This is a genomic window from Mesorhizobium sp., from assembly GCF_965229135.1.
Taxonomy (GTDB): Bacteria; Pseudomonadota; Alphaproteobacteria; order Rhizobiales; family Rhizobiaceae; genus Mesorhizobium.
Map to the genome: position 1 here is coordinate 3,488,942 of NZ_OZ245860.1, position 13,545 is coordinate 3,502,486.

Annotated in this window: 15 protein-coding genes; 6 read left to right on the forward strand and 9 right to left on the reverse strand. The window is 64.5% G+C overall.

From position 1 onward, the window contains the following. Nucleotides 1-23: 23 nt before the first annotated feature. The gene (locus ACO07C_RS16525; RefSeq protein ID WP_421915223.1) at nt 24-884 is read right to left on the reverse strand and encodes a LytTR family DNA-binding domain-containing protein; all 861 of its coding nucleotides are present in this window, start codon (nt 882-884) and stop codon (nt 24-26) included. Between the two features lie 126 nt (nt 885-1,010). On the opposite strand from ACO07C_RS16525, the gene ACO07C_RS16530 reads away from it, so the two are divergent. Next, on the forward strand, nt 1,011-1,763 hold the full coding sequence (locus ACO07C_RS16530; protein ID WP_421915224.1) for a DUF6622 family protein: 753 nt from the start codon (nt 1,011-1,013) through the stop codon (nt 1,761-1,763). On the opposite strand, the gene ACO07C_RS16535 is transcribed toward ACO07C_RS16530, so the two are convergent. Then, nucleotides 1,685-2,686, reverse strand: a complete 1,002-nt coding sequence (locus ACO07C_RS16535) for an AraC family transcriptional regulator (RefSeq protein WP_421915225.1) — start codon at nt 2,684-2,686, stop codon at nt 1,685-1,687. The two genes, ACO07C_RS16530 and ACO07C_RS16535, sit on opposite strands and share 79 nt — an antisense overlap. Nucleotides 2,687-2,905: 219 nt before the next feature. Between ACO07C_RS16535 and ACO07C_RS16540 the strand changes: the two genes are divergently transcribed. The 3 genes from ACO07C_RS16540 to ACO07C_RS16550 all read left to right on the forward strand — a co-directional run bounded on the left by ACO07C_RS16540 (nt 2,906) and on the right by ACO07C_RS16550 (nt 4,203). After that, nucleotides 2,906-3,253, forward strand: a complete 348-nt coding sequence (locus ACO07C_RS16540) for a hypothetical protein (RefSeq protein ID WP_421915226.1) — start codon at nt 2,906-2,908, stop codon at nt 3,251-3,253. Continuing rightward, the gene (locus tag ACO07C_RS16545; protein ID WP_421915227.1) at nt 3,246-3,764 is read left to right on the forward strand and encodes a hypothetical protein; all 519 of its coding nucleotides are present in this window, start codon (nt 3,246-3,248) and stop codon (nt 3,762-3,764) included. Before ACO07C_RS16540 ends, ACO07C_RS16545 begins: the two co-directional genes overlap by 8 nt. Nucleotides 3,765-3,834: 70 nt before the next feature. Further along, complete coding sequence (locus ACO07C_RS16550) at nt 3,835-4,203, forward strand: hypothetical protein (RefSeq protein WP_421915228.1); 369 nt, start codon at nt 3,835-3,837, stop codon at nt 4,201-4,203. A 39-nt stretch (nt 4,204-4,242) separates the two neighbouring features. On the opposite strand, the gene ACO07C_RS16555 is transcribed toward ACO07C_RS16550, so the two are convergent. Further along, a complete protein-coding gene (locus ACO07C_RS16555) occupies nt 4,243-4,944 on the reverse strand; it encodes a phosphatase PAP2 family protein (RefSeq protein WP_421915229.1) in 702 nt (233 codons plus the stop codon). 13 nt (nt 4,945-4,957) lie between these two features. Further along, a complete protein-coding gene (locus ACO07C_RS16560; protein ID WP_421915230.1) occupies nt 4,958-5,299 on the reverse strand; it encodes a hypothetical protein in 342 nt (113 codons plus the stop codon). Between the two features lie 239 nt (nt 5,300-5,538). Here ACO07C_RS16560 and ACO07C_RS16565 point away from each other — a divergent pair, with 239 nt between their 5' ends. Together ACO07C_RS16565 and ACO07C_RS16570 are read left to right on the forward strand one after the other, a co-directional pair. Continuing rightward, nucleotides 5,539-7,530 carry a PhoX family protein gene (locus ACO07C_RS16565; RefSeq protein WP_421915231.1) on the forward strand — a complete coding sequence of 664 codons (1,992 nt, stop codon included), beginning with the start codon at nt 5,539-5,541 and terminating at the stop codon, nt 7,528-7,530. Between the two features lie 131 nt (nt 7,531-7,661). Then, the gene (locus tag ACO07C_RS16570; protein ID WP_354461636.1) at nt 7,662-7,886 is read left to right on the forward strand and encodes a hypothetical protein; all 225 of its coding nucleotides are present in this window, start codon (nt 7,662-7,664) and stop codon (nt 7,884-7,886) included. Between the two features lie 20 nt (nt 7,887-7,906). On the opposite strand, the gene ACO07C_RS16575 is transcribed toward ACO07C_RS16570, so the two are convergent. From ACO07C_RS16575 to ACO07C_RS16595, 5 genes are all read right to left on the reverse strand, one after another. Then, the gene (locus tag ACO07C_RS16575) at nt 7,907-8,587 is read right to left on the reverse strand and encodes a GNAT family N-acetyltransferase (RefSeq protein ID WP_421915232.1); all 681 of its coding nucleotides are present in this window, start codon (nt 8,585-8,587) and stop codon (nt 7,907-7,909) included. Next, nucleotides 8,584-9,069 carry a MarR family winged helix-turn-helix transcriptional regulator gene (locus tag ACO07C_RS16580; RefSeq protein ID WP_421917549.1) on the reverse strand — a complete coding sequence of 162 codons (486 nt, stop codon included), beginning with the start codon at nt 9,067-9,069 and terminating at the stop codon, nt 8,584-8,586. Before ACO07C_RS16580 ends, ACO07C_RS16575 begins: the two co-directional genes overlap by 4 nt. 170 nt (nt 9,070-9,239) lie before the next feature. After that, on the reverse strand, nt 9,240-10,085 hold the full coding sequence (locus tag ACO07C_RS16585; RefSeq protein WP_421915233.1) for a fumarylacetoacetate hydrolase family protein: 846 nt from the start codon (nt 10,083-10,085) through the stop codon (nt 9,240-9,242). 128 nt (nt 10,086-10,213) lie between these two features. Beyond that, nucleotides 10,214-10,948, reverse strand: a complete 735-nt coding sequence (locus ACO07C_RS16590; RefSeq protein WP_421915234.1) for an SDR family oxidoreductase — start codon at nt 10,946-10,948, stop codon at nt 10,214-10,216. Between the two features lie 184 nt (nt 10,949-11,132). Continuing rightward, a complete protein-coding gene (locus ACO07C_RS16595; RefSeq protein ID WP_421915235.1) occupies nt 11,133-13,505 on the reverse strand; it encodes an aldehyde dehydrogenase family protein in 2,373 nt (790 codons plus the stop codon). Nucleotides 13,506-13,545: the final 40 nt, after the last annotated feature.

Sequence of the window (13,545 nt, forward strand, 5' to 3'; positions counted from 1 at the left end):
GCAAGACGCAGCCGCGCAGGGGTTCAGACCAGCCCGGCCTTGCGCACGGCATCGGCATAGGACCGGCTGACTGGCAGCATCACGCTCTCTCCCAGCTTCAGGAACAGCTTGCCTTCCTTGCGCCGGCTGCCGGTGACGGCATCCAGCGCCACCCAATGCGAGCGGTGGATCCGCAGGCCGGGAGTATCCCCGGCCTCGCGGATGGCATCGGCAAGCCGCATCAGGACAAGCGCCGTGCCCTTGTCGGTGTGCACCTCGACGTAGTGATCCTGCATCGACAGATAGGTGATCTTTCCGCGTATGGCATGCGGCAGCCGGTCGTTCAGCGACGGACGCGTGGATTGCGGCGCAGGCGAGACTGACGGCGGGGAACGTTCCTGCAGGCCGTCCTTGGCATCACTGCCGGCGCGTTCCGCGGTCGGCACGGCGCCATTGACCACAACGCCCCGCGCGCCTCTGCCGGCCAGGGTGGAAAGAAAGGAAATCGCCGCCGCGATCAGGCTGCAGTTGACGAAGAGTTTCAAGACCTCGGCCGCCGACGGCACAGGGCCGCCGAACAGCGCATGGTTGAACAGCAGCACAACCAGCGTCACCGGGACCCCGGCCGCGATGCCGGCCACCACGGTGCGGACCGGCTGCGCGCCGGCATTGCCGAATAGAATACCGAGCGTCAGCCGCATGGCCAGATAGCCGGCGACGAAAGTCACCAAGGCCAGCGCCAGCCAGTAGGCGCAGCGCGGCAGGAGCTGAAGCTCCTGATAGGTGCCGAAAGGCCCGGTGAGGCCAAGGATGGCCGATACGGCCACAAGCGCTCCCCAGAAGCGCGGCGAGAGCAGCAAGGCCTGCATTTCGCGAAGCGTGGAATGCACCAGCGTGTCTTTCACGTAGCCGTTCGTCCCTTGCCGAAGACGCGTTTGATGCACCGGCTTCGCGCCGCCATGGTGCCGGGCGAACCGGCCAAGCTGATACCGCGCCGGCGGCCAGCCTTCAACATCAGACGGAGACCCACAATGTCCCTTCATCTCGCCCGCCACTACCGGAAGATCTCGATCCCGGCAGGCAAGCCTGGCCTTCCCGTTCTTGCCACGGGCTTCGTCCTGGCCTCCAGCGGCGGGACCCTTGCCGCCGGCACGGATGTCCCCAGCGCGGCCAGCATACTGTCCCACACGCCGGTGTGGGTGTGGCCGCTGATCCTCTACGGCCTGCTCATCGGCTGGAAGCGCACCCAGGCTCGCGTCGTGGCGCCGCGGCGGCTTTTCGTGATGCCGGCTCTCATCACCGGCCTTGCACTCTACAATCTGGCTTCGTCGGGCATTTCGGCGAGCGGGCTGCTCGGTTTCGCCTGCGGCGCCGTGGCCGGCGCGCTGGCGGGTCTTGCCGTGGCGCGCCGCCGTCCCGCCACGATGCTCGCCGACGGGCGGCTGGTGCTGCAAGGGGATTGGGTGCCGCTGGCCCTCATCGCTGCCATCATCGTCATCCGCTTTGCCAAAGGTGTCGCCCTGGGTGTGGACCCCGCGCTGGCGCAGGTGCCCGGTTTCGTGCTGGCAAGTTCCTTCCTGTCGGGCTTGTTCGCCGCAATGATGATCGCCCGCACGATCGGCGTCCTTCCGCCGGGATTCTTTCACAATGGAGCGAGGTCGGATCAAGCCGCCAACTCCCTGTGGATTGTCCGGCCGGACACAGGTTACGGCTTTTCCTCGTCCGTCGCCGCGCGCAGCGATCTGGCCAGCCCGGCGCGCACATCCGAAGGCGTCGCGCCATAGCACCTTCGGAACGCCCGGTTGAAGTAGGAGAGGTCGTTGAAGCCGGCCTCGTATGCAATGTCCGTGATGCTGCGGCCGGCATGGCTGATATCGCCGAGCATGCGGTGGGCGCGGACCAACCGCTGGCGCAGCATGAAATCCGACAGCGAGGTGCCATCGCTTTCGAACAGCTTGCGCACATAACGCGGCGACAGGCGATGGCGGGCGGCGACGTCCTCGGCCGACAGCGCGACATGCCCGCCATGGGCGACGATGTCGGCCTTGATTGCCCGCAACCGGGCGACGCGAACGCCCCGGCCTCGCGCGATCTCGGCCGCATCCCTCGTCGCGCCCAGGGCAAGTGCGGCGAGATCGTAGATATGCGTCGAGGCGAGATTCAGGGCCTCCGCAGGCAATCCGTCGCCGAGTTCCTGGATCGACTGGACGTAGTCTATCAGCAACCGCATCGCTCCGCCTTGGGTCGGCAAAGGCCGCATCAGCACCGCGGCCGGATCGCCGACAAGCGGCGAAATCCGCTTCAGCGAGAAACTCAGATTGACGAAGCGAAAACCGCCAGGAGCGATCACGTTGAGGCCAACCTCCTCGCTGCTCATCATCAGCGCATTGCCGGCACCGACCGCTTCCTCGCGGCCTCGATGCTTCATCATGCTGGAACCGTCGAGAGCCGCCAGGAGAACGAGGTCGTCGCTGTCGATCATCGACGCCGGCCGATGTACCCGGAACTCGGAGGATTTGCCGGTGGCGAGGCCAAGCCCGGGCAACATCCGCACGCGCATGTCGACATGGGTCGGCGCGAGTGGATCGAGGTCGACCTTGAGGACCGTACGGCCATAGACCTCACGCGTCAGCTCGACACGATCCCGCTCCGGAAACATGTCCGTGGTCAGTCGGAACGAAGCGGACGGCCCCATCGTCGCAGTCATCGGCACCCCCATGCCCAGGAGGGCGCTGATATGCGCCGAGGTGCCTGAAACGTCAATCCAATGCCGTTTTGGCCGTGTTTAGGGCCGTTTTGTCCAAGCCACCCTGTTTTGTCGAACCTAGTTTGCGGCGCGCTTCCGAAACCGGAACCGCGCGGGGGCAAGACAGCGGCGCGCATCACGATCTGAAGCCGCCGCGCACTGTCTGAATGAGGGGCCGACATGACGAAGAGAATTTTGCTGGCGCTGACCATCGCCTTGGCCGGATGCCAGACCGGCCAGATCGAGGCTGACACAGCGCCGGTCTCAAGCGCGGGCAACAGCAAGAAGATCCAGCACAAGGCGACGAAGAAGGAAGCGGCTTGCGCCGAGGCCGCCCAGAAGGCGGCGCGGGCGCAGACCAATGCGGCTCTGCTTGGCGGCGTCCTGTCGGCGGCAGGGGGCCTTGGCGGTCTGGCTGGCAATGGTGGGGTCATTGCCGGTCAGGCCGCCTCGATCGGTGGCTCGGTGCTGCAGTCGCAGGCGGCGAGCAATGCCCGGGCCGGCTTGGTGGAGGATTGCTATGGCTGATTCCCTGGCGACACTATGCCGGGTCGGCGCGCTCATACTGGTTCTCTGCATCATATTTCCAACCTCCCGGGCCATGGCGCTGACCTCGCGCGACGCTTCCGCCGTCGTTGGCCTGATCGCGGCTCTCCAGCCTGAATACGGTCAGTTCGCCTATGACGAGGAGATCGCCGCCGACTGGTACGAACGCGACGCGGCCGACAAGGGGCTGATCGCCGCCGCCGGCTTTACCGCCGAAAGCTGGGAGGTCGCGCTGGGCGAAACCGTGCGCGGATTCCTGGCCACCATCCCCATCGCGGAACTCGATCCGATCTTCGGCAGGATGAAGAAGGCGGTTTCCGACATGGAGGAGCTAAGCGGCACGCAGAAGGGTGAAACGATCTCCGCCATCGACGAGCAGATCGACAGCCTGATGGTGTTGCGTGCCGAGGGCCGTCCCTTCGTGGATATAGTGAGACCCCTGACGCCCAAGATCCGCAGCCTGATCCTCGACCAAACGATCGGACAGAAGTAACGTGTCGTTCCACGGAAAATGGGAGACAGGAAGGGCGCACGGGCGATTGAGGCCAAGGCACTCGCGGGCAGTGCTGGCAAGCCTGATGGCCTCCGGTTGCAGCCAGGCGACAACCGCCGATCCGCCGATTTCAACCGGCCAGCATGCCAAGCTTGCCACGCTGGCGGCGGGGCCGAATGCGCCGGAAGGTCTGAAGGAAGCTTTGGTCGCCGCCCAGGCAGTCAGGCAGATGCACGACTGTCAGGCAGGGAATGAGTATGTTGTCCGGCAAATCAAAGCGACGGGGGCCGTCCGTGGAGCCGTTGGCATTGCCGGCGGCCTGGCAGGTTCCGGCGGCAAGGCTGCGGCGAAGGCGGTGGCAGTCGGCACGGCCGGGGTGGTGCGCGGCAAGGTCAGCGAGATAGAACCGTGCGGAATCGCAGGCAGCCCCGGCGGATGATCATGCGGCCGTCATAGGCAGGCATCATCACCATCCGGCTCACTCGCCGTCGTCGACCACCTTTCGCCGCTGCAAGGCTCTCGCAACCAGCCAGCACAGCATCGCCCAGGCGAAGCCGGCGCACCAGCCGGCCAGCACGTCGGATGGCCAGTGGACACCGAGATAGATGCGGCTGACGCCGACCAGCAAAGTGGTCAACACGGCGAGAGCCAGCACATAGATCTTCGTCGTTCGCCCATGCAGGAAGCGGGCCGCGAGCGAACCCAGCGTCAGATAGGTCACCGCCGACAGCATGGCATGCCCGCTCGGGAAGGACAGCGACGTCTCGTTGACAAGATGCGAGACGAGCTCGGGTCGGGGCCGGTCGATCCCGAACTTCAACAGGCTCGACAGCACCTGTCCGCCCGCCACCGCCACGAACATGAAGAGCGCCGTTCCCCACCGGCGCACCAGCAAGAGATAAATGATCACCGCCGCCGTGATCAGCACCAGGACGCTGGCGCTGCCGAGGCTGGTGATGTCGCGCACGGCGCCTTCCAGCCAGGGTGGACCGATAGGGTTGTTCGGCTGGCCCGGCTCGCGGAAGGCAAGCAGGATTTCCGTGTCAAAGGCGTGCGGCGTGGTGGCGCGCGCCACTTCCATCAGTTCCTCGAAGCCCCACAAAGCGCCAGCGATGATCGATCCGGCCAGCAGAACCGGGAACTCGATCCAGTTGATCAGCGTGCGTGCAGTGGTTTTCACAGGGCTGGTGGTCCTACAATCGACCCTGAAGATAGGGCCCGAGCGTGATCAGCGCCACCGCCGCGATCGCCAGCACGATGCCGGTCGCCTGAAGCGCGTTGACACGCTCGCCGAAGAAGACCAGCGCCACGACGTTCACCGAAACAAGCTGAATGACCGCCGACAGGCTGAACGAAACGGACATGCCGAATTCGCGGATCAGCCTCAGCATGATCAGATTGCCCAGCGAATAGAGCGCCAGTGTCAGCACGATCTTGCCCAGGCTTGGCGCCAGCCCCCATTGCTTTGCCGCCGTCGCGGCCAGCAGGAAGATGACGGTTGAAACACCGAGCTGAAGTAATCCGGAAAAACTCACCTTTTGCCCCTCGATGATCCTTTTGGCAGCCCTTGTTTCCGAACCGCGCGGGCACGTCAAGCAAGGTCCATCGGGCCAGGATCGCGGCGACGGAGAGAATGCCGCCCGGTGCCGCACGTCGCGCCGACGCCGGTTAAGGTCAAATGACCGCGGCTTTGTCACGAAAATGTGATCGGGCGATTATAAGGGGTTGAACAGGCACCCCCCGCTCCAGCCACTCCAAAGCCAGAGGCACGCCTATGACCGACGATCGCTCCGCCGACACAAGATTCCGCACCAGCCTGCTCGAGGAAAACGACGGCGCTGGCACCAACCCCACCGACAACCGCACCATGGGCGAGATCATCGCCGCCAGGTTCTCGCGACGGGGTTTCCTGAGGGGTTCGCTTGCCGTCGCGGCCATTGCCGCCACCGTCAGCCCACTGGCGCTTGTCGCAGCCGACGATGCGCGCGCGGCGGAAGGCTCGGCCTTCAACTTCGACGAGCTCGAAGCCGGCATCGACGACAGGCACCATGTCGCGCCGGGCTATGACGCCGACGTGCTGTTGCGCTGGGGCGATCCGCTGTTTGCCGATTCGCCGGAATTCGAGCCGACGAGGCAGTCGGCCGAGGCCCAGGCGAAACAGTTCGGCTACAACAACGATTATGTCGGCTACATCCCGATCGACGGCTCGGCCGAACATGGCCTGCTGGTGGTCAACCACGAATACACCAACCCGCATCTGATGTTCCCCGGCCTTGTCACAATCGCCGACGGCAAGGTGAAGCAAGCACCACTCAGCAAGGAGCAGGTCGATGTCGAGATGGCCGCGCATGGCGGCACCATCGTCGAGATCCGCAAGGTGTCTGGCAAATGGCAGGTGGTGCGCGACGGCAAGCTCAACCGCCGCATCACCTCCAACACCGAAATGGCGCTGTCGGGCCCGGTCGCCGGCCATGACCGCGTCAAGACCAACGCCGACCCGTCCGGCACCAAGGTATTCGGCACCGTCAACAACTGCGCTGGCGGCGTGACGCCGTGGGGCACCTATGTGATGGCCGAGGAGAACATCCACGGCTACTTCTCCGGTGACCTTCCCGAGGGCCACGGGGAAGCCGCCAACTACAAGCGCCTGGGCATTCCCGAAGGCGCCTATGAATGGGCGGCACATTACGACCGCTTCAACCTCGCCAAGGAACCCAACGAGCCCAATCGCTTTGGCTGGATCGTCGAGGTCGATGTCGACGATCCGACCTCGACGCCGAAGAAGCGCACCGCCATGGGCCGCTTCAAGCATGAGGGCGCGGAGTCGATCGTCGCCAGGGATGGCCGCGTCGTCTTCTATCTCGGCGATGACGAGCGCTTCGACTATGTCTACAAATTCGTCACCAAGGGCACTTTCAACGCCAACGATCGCGCGGCCAACAAGGACCTGCTCGACGACGGCACGCTGCATGTCGCCAAATTCGCCGAGGATGGCACGGTGGAATGGCTGCCGATCGTCTTCGGCCATGGACCGCTGACCGCCGAGAATGGTTTCGCCAGCCAGGCCGACGTGTTGATCGAGACGCGCCGCGCCGCCGACCTGCTCGGCGCCACCAAGATGGACCGCCCCGAGGACATCCAGCCGAATGCCGTCAACGGCAAGGTCTATGTCATGCTGACCAACAATTCGAAGCGCAAGGCCGACCAGGTCGATGCCGCCAACCCGCGCGCGGGGAACGCCTTCGGCCATATCATCGAGATCGCCGAGGACGGTGGTGATTTCGCTGCCGCCAAGGGCAAGTGGGAAGTGCTGCTGAAATGCGGCGATCCGGCGGTGGCCGATGTCGGCGCCACATTCTCGACGGCAACCACGGTCAATGGCTGGTTCGGCATGCCCGACAATTGCGCCGTCGATTCGGCGGGACGCCTTTGGGTCGCCACCGACGGCCAGGGCCCGAAGGCCACCGGCCGCACGGACGGCCTGTGGGCGGTGGACACCGAGGGCGCGGCACGGGCGACGTCAAAGCTGTTCTTCCGCGTGCCGATCGGCGCCGAAATGTGCGGCCCGCTGTTCGCGCCGGACGACCAGACCGCCTTCGTCGCAGTCCAACACCCCGGCGATGGCGGCGAGGACTGGGAAGCGTTCGGGCGCCCGTCCTACTACGAAGACCCATCGACCCGCTGGCCTGACTTCAAGCAGGACATGCCGGTGCGTCCGGCGGTCGTTGCCATCACAAGGCAGGGTGGCGGCAAAATCGCGGTCTAGGCACGATCCACCCATATTTCGGGACTGTGGAGCGGCTTCGGCCAGGCCGAAGCCGCTCCGTTATACTCAAGCCTCGGGAAAGGCTGGAAATATAGGAATGGTGCCCTAGCTCCTCTGTCAGGGAGACCGCCATGCCGAAGTCCGTTTATGACCGTGGCCTGCTCAAGCCTGCCGACATCGCCAGGCTGCAACGCGTGTTCGACGAAGCGTGCCGGCGCCGCGAGGCACAGCCGGAATCGCCCGAGGCCCGCGAAATCGCGCTGACACTGCTTGCGCTGCACAATGCCGGCATGGTCGACGAGGACATGCTGATGGAGGCCGTCGGCTTCCGGCGGCTCGAGCCAAAATCAGCCTGAATTCCAGAGGCAAGCAGCTCTCATCCAGCGCGTTGAACGACAGCCACATTGATCGCGCTTCTCAAGCGGAAGCCGATGGACTCGTACAGTCTTATCGCGGCGGCGTTGGTGGCATAAGCGTGGAGGTACGGTACTTCGCCGCGTGCGAAAATCTGGTTTGCCACGAACAGGGACATCAGCCTGCCCAGGCCAGCGCCGCGAAACTCGGGATGCGAGCAGACGCCGCTGAGTTCGGTATAGCCGGGCTGCTTCATGCGTTCGCCCGCCATCGCGACGAGCCTGCCCTCGACCTTCACGCCCCAGAAATCGCCGAGGCTGAGCGCCCCTGACGTGAACGGGCCGGGCTTGGTGAGCGAGGCCAGGGCCAGCATCTCGGGGATATCGTGCTGCGTCAGCCGCTGCACGCGCTCATCCCTGACGGCCTGCAAGGGCTGCTCGCCGACCATCTGCATGGCGGAGGCGGAAGAGGTTGCGGAGAGACCGGCCGGAAGGGCAATAGCGTCGGCCTGCGCCATGATCATGCTTTCGCCCGGGCCAACAAGCTCACCCAACGCCCGCAGACTTTCGGCATCGTCGGCTGCGGTCGCGGCGAAGAGGGCGATTGACGGTGAATAGCGCCTGGCGAGCCTGCCCCCTTGCGCGAAGTACCGATGCCGCGTTTCCAACGCGCTCCAGACGGGCCGGTCGAGAACGTGCTTCATTGCGCTGCGCCTTTTTCCACACGCCGGTAGAGAGGAGTCGCGGCCAGGCCATCTTCGATAGCGGCGAGTTGATCGAGAAGCGGCCCTGAGAGGTCCCGGCACAAATCGGCGACGGCGTTCTCGACTTGCGGCCACACATCCCGCTTTGCAACATCGACGAGGCGCTGGCCGCTCGTTGTCAGCGAGACCATTCTGCGTCGCTGGTCATCCTGGGACTGGGTGACATCGACCAGCGCGAGATCGGCCAGAAGCGAAACGCTTCGCGTCACACCGGGCTGCGTGACCCCGAGCGATTGCGCCAGTTCACCGACTGGCAGCGGGCCCAATCTGTCGAGCGCGGCCAGCAAAGGGTACTGGCTCGACTGAACCCGAACGTCCAGGCCATCGAGCAGGCGCTGCGTATCCGCCTGCAATTGCTCGCCCAGACGCTTCAGCCTGCTGCCAAGACACAGGAAGCCAAGGGCTCGAAGGACATCTTCCATCATCACACCGTTTCGGACCGTAATCATAACATGTTATATAACACGGTAATAAATTAGTCAAAAGCAGGCACGCCGGACCGCTTTGCTCCGACGAAGCCGGCACGGCAGGATAGATTGAGATGATAGAGGCCGCCGTTTTCCGGCGGCCTGACCAAGGTCACCTTCAGGCGCTACACGTCCGCCTTGAAGGTCTGCTTCTGCTGGCCGAGACCTTCGATGCCAAGTTCGACGACGTCGCCGGCCTTGAGGAACACCGGCGGCTTCATGCCGAGGCCGACGCCGGGCGGCGTGCCGGTGGAGATGATATCGCCGGGGTGCAGCGACATGAACTGGCTGAGATAGGACACGAGATAGGCGACGCCATAGACCATCGTCTTGGTCGAGCCGTTCTGCATGGTCTTGCCGTTGACCGTCAGCCACATCTTGAGGTTCTGCGGATCCGCCACCTCGTTCTTGGTCACCAGCCACGGGCCGGTCGGGCCGAATGTGTCGCAGCTCTTGCCCTTGGTCCACTGGCCTTGGCGCTCCGCCTGGAAGGCGCGTTCGGAGACGTCATGCGCAACACAGTAGCCGGCTACATAATCAAGAGCATCGGCCTCGCTGACATATTTGGCCGTCTTGCCGATGACCACCGCAAGTTCGACTTCCCAGTCGGTCTTCACGGATCCGCGCGGGATCAGCACGTCATCGTCCGGACCGACAATGGCCGAGCTGGCCTTCATGAAGATGATCGGCTCCGGCGGCACGGTGGCGCCGGTTTCGGCGGCGTGGTCGGAATAATTCAGGCCGATGCAGATGAACTTGCCGGTTCCGGCAACGCAGGCGCCGAGCCGAGGCTTGCCGGAAACCACCGGCAGCGACTTAGGATCGAGCTTCGACAGCATCTCCAGCGACGCCGGATGAAGTACGGTGCCTGCAATGTCGGCGACATGGGCCGAGAGATCGCGGATCGTCCCATCGGCATCGAGAAGGCCGGGACGTTCACTCCCGACTTCGCCATAGCGCAGCAGTTTCATGGTAGCCTCTCCTCAGTCAGATCGGTTCAGAGCTGTTCACCGTTTCACGGAAACACAGAACCGCTCCATCTCTGTGTTTTAACGCAGTTCCGGACGGAAAACCGATACGCGGTTTTCCCGCAATTGCTCTAGATCGACCAGCCGCCATCGATATTGTAGGCCTGCCCGGACGTATAGGTGGCGCCCGCCAGATAGACGGCGAGATCGGCGATTTCCTCCGGCGTGCCAAGACGGCCCATGGGCTGGCGCGCGATGAACGCCGCGCGCGCCGCTTCATAATCGCCCTGCGCATGCATGCGATCCTGCAGCGACGGGCTCTCGACCGTGCCCGGGCAGATGGCGTTGCAGCGTATGCCCTTGCCGACATAGTCGGCGGCGACGGCCTTGGTCAGGCCGATTACCGCAGCCTTGCTCAGGCCATAGACGAAGCGGTTCGGCACGCCCTTGGCCGAGCTCGCCAGCGAGGCCATGTTGATGATCGATCCGTCACCGCGCTCCAGCATGCCGGGCAGCACGGCGCGGATGGTGCGAACCATGGCGCGGACATTGAGGTTCAGCGCGAAATCGAGATCGCCGTCCTTCATTTCCAGGATCGAGCCCGAATGGACAAAACCGGCGCAGTTGAACAGCACATCGACGCGGCCGATGTCGGCAAAGGCGGCGTTGACGGCGCTGTCGTCGAGCACATCGAGCTTTCGGGTCTTGATACCAGGCACCGTCTTGGCGAGTTCCGCCAATAGCGCCTCGTTGATGTCGGTGGCGTGGACGGTGGCTCCGGCCTTGGCGAAGGCCAGCGCGCTCGCCTTGCCGATGCCTTGCGCCGCTGCCGTGATGACAACGACCTTGCCTGCCAGATCCGCCATGTTCTTCTCCTCGCCGCGTGTGATCGTCCGGGTTTATCGGCAGCCGGCCAAGGCGTCATGTACCAGTCAGACACCGTTGTGCGGCCTGCGCCACTGTACTCACAGATAAAGATGTTTTTTCTCGTTAAAGAACACGCATCCGGGCGTCAAGCCCGAACACGATCACTTGCGTGGCGGCCGGAGCTCAATCGCCGTAGGGCACCCAGACGTTCTTGACCTCGACGGCGCGGCGCAGGAAGGTGTCGCCGGCGGCCTCGTCGGAAGCCCAGTCGAGGGTCCGGCCATTGCCGCTCCAGACGCGCTTGAGGTTGCCGATCGAGTCAGCTTCCGCCTTGGCGCATGTGTCGGCATCGGCGAATAGCCATAGCCCGTCGACATCGTCGTGCTTGGCCAGCACGCCGGTAAGTTCGGCCGTGCGGCCGGTGACGATGTTGATGGCGCCGGCGGGTACGTCGGAATATTCGATGACCTGATAGAGATCGGTGGCCAGCAACGGATATTTTTCCGAAGGCACGGCAACGACCGTGTTGCCCATGGCGAGCGCCGGTGCGACCAACGAGATCAGCCCAAGCAACGGCGCATTGTCGGGCGCGACAATGCCGACGACACCGACCGGCTCGTGCAGAGCCAGCGTCACGGCGCGGGCTGGCGGCTGATGCACCCTGCCCTCGAACTTGTCGGCAAGGCCGGCATAGAGGAACAGGCGTTCGATCGACTGGTCGACCTCTTCGCCCGCCGCCCTGGCGGCAACGCCGGTGAGCTGGACAAGGCGGGCGGCGAATTCATCGGCACGGCCGGAAAGGTTCTCGGCCACATAGTAGAGCACCTGGGCACGGTTATAGGCAGTCGCCTCAGGCCAACCCTTACAGGCTCGCGCTGCCGAGACGGCGTCGCGGATATCCTTGCGGCTGCCCAGCCCGACTTCGCCGGCCAGCTTGCCCTTGGCGGTGACAACCGCCAGCGAATAATTGCCGTCGGGGCGCACCTGCTTGCCGCCGATGAACAGTTTTGCCGTGCGGTCGATGCCACCGCCTTCGGCTTGCTCGACCGGTTGCGCCGAGGCTGTCGCCGGCTTGATGACCGGACCGAGCGGCAGCTTCGCCGTGAGATATTCGAACATGCCCTCGCGCCCACCCTCGCGGCCAAAGCCGCTTTCGCGGTAGCCGCCGAAACCGCAGGCGGCATCGAACATGTTGGTGCCGTTGACCCAGACGACGCCGGCTTTCAGCCGCGGCGCCACATGCAGGGCAAGATTGACGTTCTCGCTCCACACCGAGGCCGCCAGCCCATAGCGCGTGTTGTTGGCGAGCTCGATCGCTTCCTCGGTATTGCGGAAGGTCATGGTGGCCAGCACCGGGCCGAACACCTCTTCCTGGGCGAGAATATTAGCCGGCGAAACGCCTGTGGCGAGAGTCGGCAGATGGTAATAGCCGGAGGACGGCAAAGCGACGTCCGGCTGCCAGCAGACGGCGCCCTGCCTGGCGCCTTCGGCGACAAGGCCCTTGACGCGGTCGAGCTGGGTCAGGTCGACCAACGGGCCGATATCGGTGTTCTTGTCCAGCGGAGCGCCAACGCGCAGCCGGCTCATCCGCGCCTTGACCTTGGCAAGGAAGGCGTCAGCTATGCCTTCCTGCACCAGAAGGCGGGAGCCGGCGCAGCAGACCTGGCCCTGATTGAACCAGATGCCGTCGACCAGGCCTTCGACGGCGCTGTCGAGATCGGCATCCTCGAAGACGATGAAGGCCGACTTGCCGCCAAGCTCCAGAGACAGTTTTTTCCCCGAGCCCGCGGTCGCCTTGCGGATGATCTTGCCGACCTCCGAAGAGCCGGTGAAGGCGATCTTCTGGATGGCGGGATGATTGACGATCGCCACGCCCGCCTCCGGGCCGCCCTGGACGATGTTGACGACGCCCTTGGGCACGCCGGCGCGCTCGCAGATCTCGGCGAACAGAATGGCGGTGAGCGGCGTGAATTCAGCCGGCTTCAGCACGACCGTGCAGCCTGCGGCGAGCGCCGGCGCGATCTTCCAGGCCAGCATCAGCAGCGGAAAATTCCACGGGATGATCTGGCCGACGACGCCGACACCCTTGTGTCCCGGAAAATCCTGGTCCAGCGCCTGCGCCCAGCCGGCATGATGGATGAAATGGCGGATGGCCAGCGGCACATCGATGTCACGGCTTTCGCGGATCGGCTTGCCATTGTCGATCGTTTCCAGCACCGCGAACAGGCGCTGGTGGCGCTGCATGGCGCGGCCGATGGCGTAGAGCACCTTGGCGCGCTGGTAGCCGGTGCTGGCGCTCCACTTCGGCAGCGCCCTGGTGGCGGCCGCGACCGCGGCATCGATATCAGCGGCGCCCGCGTCCGACACTTTTGCCAAAAGCTTGCCGGAAGACGGATCGCTGGTTTCGAAGGTCTTTGCGCCGGCAGCGGCTTTCCAGTCGCCGCCGATGAACAGCGCCTTGCCAAAATCGCGCGCGGCAAGCCAGGCATCGGCCTCATTGCGGGCTTCCGGCGCCGGGCCGTATTCCATGGCGTGATAGCGTTCGAGAATGTTCATGGGGCGCTCCAGATAATTGTCTCGGACGGCATTCCTTGGA